Below are 2,201 nucleotides of genomic sequence, written 5' to 3' on the forward strand. Positions count from 1 at the left end.
ATATATATAACCCCAATACAATTTAAAATATATTACGTTAAGGAGGAAATTTAAAATGAGTTTTCAATTACCAAAATTTACACCACCAGATTTTACACAAGATGTTCTTGTTAAGGCACCAGATGTTAAAATAGGTGAAGTTGAAAAAGATGGAGTAGCTCCTCAAGGATTTCATATAACTTCTGTATTACCAGAATATTTTAAGGTTAAAGGTGAATGGGTTTTACCAACTCAAACATCTCTAGATTGTGCTGCAATAGTTAAAGATGACAACACTGTAGAAGTTGTAGAATTCAGAAGCCTTAAAGTTGGAGATAAAGTTATATTAGGAAAATCTGTAGATGGAAGCGAAGGTATCTACAAATATGCTGAAGGTTTTGATAACATACCAAAGGTTGGATTCGGAAGAACTGTTGAATCATCTTTCTCAAAAGACTACAAAGAATTATATGAAATATTAAAACATGAAAAAGAAAACAATGGACATATAGTTTGGGTTTTAGGACCTGCYGTTGTATTTGACTATGATACTAGRGTAGCTTTATCAGAACTTGCTGAAAAAGGATTTGTAAACGCTCTTATGGCTGGTAACGCTATGGCTACTCATGATTTAGAAGGAGGACTTTTAGGTACTGCTTTAGGACAAAACATATACACTCAAGAATCAGTTCCAATGGGTCACTATAATCACTTAGACCTTATAAACGAAGCTAGAAGAGCTGGATCTATAGAAGCTCTACTTTCTGAAGGAAACGTTAAAGATGGATTTATAAAAGCTTGTATAGAACATAATATYCCAATAGTTCTTGCAGGATCAATAAGAGATGATGGTCCACTTCCTCCAGTTTATCACAATGTAACTTGCGGACTTGATGCTATGAAAGAACAAGCTCAAAAGGCAACTGTTATAATTTGTCTTGCTACAGTTCTTCACTCAGTAGCAACTGCAAACTTAGCTTCATCTTATAAAGTTGTAGATGGTAAGGTAAGACCAGTATATGTTTACTCTATAGATATTGCTGAATATGCAGTTAACCAAGTAGCAACAGCTAGAGAACATGTAGGTGTTAAAACAATAGTTACTAACGTTCAAGACTTTGTTGTTAATGTTCAAAAGAAYGTTCTTAAATARGAGATTATAARCACTTAATTTTGAAAATTACTAAGATACATTAATATATTATTAGGAGGAGATTTTAAATGAGTTTCGAATTACCAAAATTTACRCCACCAGATTTTACRCAAGATTTTCTTGTTAAAGCACCGGATTGTAAAACTGAAGAAGTAGTTATAGAAGGAGTTGCTCCTAGACACTACCACGCTTTATCAATATATCCTGAATACTTTAAAATTAAAGGRARATGGGTAATAGCTAAYGAAAGCCGTATGGATACTGTTGCAATTGTTACTCCAGAGGATGATATAGAAGTTGTAGAATTTAGAAATCTTAAACTTGGAGATAAAGTTGTAGTAGGAAGAACTGAAGATGCYAGCGAAGGKATATAYATGTATGCTGGTGGATTCGTAGCTAAAGACGGAAATTCAGATACYTTTGCATTTAGAAGTGGTAGATCAAGAGAAACAGCTTTCTCTAAAGACTATGATGATTTATATGAAATAATGAAATATGAAAAAGAACATAACGGAAAAATCACTTGGGTTCTAGGACCATCAATTGCATTAGATGATGAATCAAGAGCAGCTTTTGCTTCCCTTGTAGAAAACGGATATGTTAATGCCATTTTATCAGGAAACACTCTTGCAACCTATGACTTAGAAAAAGGAATGTTCGGAACAGTTTTAGGTCAAGAAACTTTTGAAGCTGAAAAAAATGCTCATTACAACTATATGGAAGCTATAAACGAAGCTAGAAGAGCTGGTTCTTTAGAAGAACTTATGGCTTCTGGAAAAGTTAAAGATGGTATATTAAAAGCTTGTGTAGAAAAAGATGTTCCTGTAGTACTTGCKGGYACTATAAGAGATAGATTCACTCTACCTAACGTTTACGATAATGTATATGAAGCTCAAGATGCTATGAGAAAACATACAAGAAAATCTACAATGCTTATATGTTTATCTACAGTACTACATACAATAGCTTCAGGAAATATGACTCCATCTTACACAGTAAGAGATGGTGTTGTTAGACCTGTATATATCTATTCTATAGATATACAAGAATTCTCTGTTAATAAACTATC

At 33.1% G+C, this 2,201-nt stretch carries 2 protein-coding genes; both read left to right on the forward strand.

What is annotated here, in order from left to right; all coding sequences use genetic code 11:
* Positions 1 to 55: 55 nt before the first annotated feature.
* A complete protein-coding gene (locus ACYUEW_RS18875) occupies positions 56 to 1,132 on the forward strand; it encodes a putative NPN-dependent ornithine cyclodeaminase (RefSeq protein WP_043032131.1) in 1,077 nt (358 codons plus the stop codon).
* Between the two features lie 68 nt (positions 1,133 to 1,200).
* On the forward strand, positions 1,201 to 2,201 hold a 1,001-nt coding region (locus ACYUEW_RS18880), incomplete at its 3' end, for a putative NPN-dependent ornithine cyclodeaminase (protein ID WP_460277701.1).

It is taken from the genome of Clostridium sp. CTA-1 (genome assembly GCF_054768215.1).